Annotated in this window: 1 protein-coding gene and 2 pseudogenes; all 3 read left to right on the top strand. The window is 64.8% G+C overall.

All coding sequences use genetic code 11. The features are described from left to right. Positions 1-198 (top strand): annotated as a pseudogene (locus EN925_RS36135) (sugar ABC transporter substrate-binding protein); the annotation flags it as partial. Between the two features lie 89 nt (positions 199-287). Then, positions 288-1,085, top strand: coding sequence for an ATP-binding cassette domain-containing protein (locus tag EN925_RS36130; protein ID WP_127369457.1), 798 nt, complete (start codon positions 288-290; stop codon positions 1,083-1,085). Then, a pseudogene (locus EN925_RS36125) lies at positions 1,082-1,333 on the top strand (ABC transporter permease); the annotation flags it as partial. The gene EN925_RS36130 and the pseudogene EN925_RS36125, both read left to right, overlap by 4 nt.

Genomic DNA, 1,333 nt, shown 5'->3' with positions numbered 1-1,333 from the left:
GTCGAGGGTTTCAAGGGCGGCTGGGTGCAATTGACCGCCGACCAGCAGCCGTTCCTGCAGGGCTATCTGCCGATCCTCAGCCTCTGCCAGCAGGTTGTGCTGGGGCTGGCGCCGATGAATGTCGACACCGGCGCCGGCTTCGTCACGCCCGAAAATTACGAGATCGTCGCCGAGCTCGCCAAGCAGGCGCTGCGCTGACCTCCCAAGCCGCCGGCCGGGATCTCAGGCCCCGGCCGGCGGGACCGCTGGCGACGACGCCGGCACGAGACAATGAAAGCGAGCATCCGATGGCCGAACGCCTCATCGAACTGCGCGACATCAGCAAGTCCTATGGCCAGGTCTATGCGCTGGGCGGGGTCAATCTCAGCGTCGACCGCGGCGAGGTGGTCGGCCTGCTCGGTGACAATGGCGCCGGCAAGTCGACGCTGATCAAGATCCTCTCGGGCGTGGTCAAGCCGACCAGCGGCGAAATCCTCGTGCGTGGTAAGCCGGTGACCGGGTGGAGCGCGGCGCGTTCCCGCGAAGCCGGCATCGAGACGGTGTTCCAGGACCGGGCGCTGGCCGTGCAGCAGACCATCGTTCGCAACATCTTCATGGGCCGCGAGCTGACCGGATTCTTGGGCTTTCTCAGGGTCAACAAGGAGATCGAGGAGGCAAGCCGGCTGATGCGCGAGATCGGCTTCACCTCGAAAGTGTTCACGCCGCAGTCGATCGTCGGCCAGCTTTCGGGCGGCGAACGCCAGGGCGTGGCGATCGCCCGCGCCATCTACAAGCAGGCCGAGCTGATCGTCCTCGACGAACCGACGACGGCGCTGTCGCTGACCGAAACCGCCAAGGTATTCCATTTCGTGCGCCAGGTGCGGGCGAGCGGCCGCTCGATCCTGTTCATCGGCCACAACATCCATCATGTCTTCGACATCGCCGACCGCTTCGTGGTGCTGGATCGCGGCAGGATCGCACTGACGACCGACCGCAGCGAGGTCAAGTCGGCCGAAGACCTCATCAACTTCATGGAAGAGGTTGCGCATCCCGGCGGATTGGCCGGGCTGCACGATGCCGGCGACGCGGAGCAGAGAGCACGATGAGCAAGACCATGGAGCCCGACCTGCACGAGCCGTCCTCCGGCATTCCCCGTCCCAGTTCTCAGAAGGAATGGAGGCACCCATCCGATCACTGGATGCGCGGCTTCATCCTCGACAACCGTGCCGCGCTCGGCACGCTCGCCGTGTTCATCGTCATGATGACGGTGTTCCTGATCGCCAACCCGACCGTTTTCACCACCTGGTATCTCTACCGTTCGGTGCTGACGACGCTCCCCGTTGCGCTGTTCGTG

This window comes from Mesorhizobium sp. M7A.F.Ca.US.006.04.2.1, assembly GCF_004022915.1.
Classification (GTDB): Bacteria; Pseudomonadota; Alphaproteobacteria; order Rhizobiales; family Rhizobiaceae; genus Mesorhizobium; species Mesorhizobium ciceri.
The sequence above is the reverse complement of the archived record's forward strand: the minus strand, read 5'-3'. Positions and strand labels throughout refer to the sequence as shown.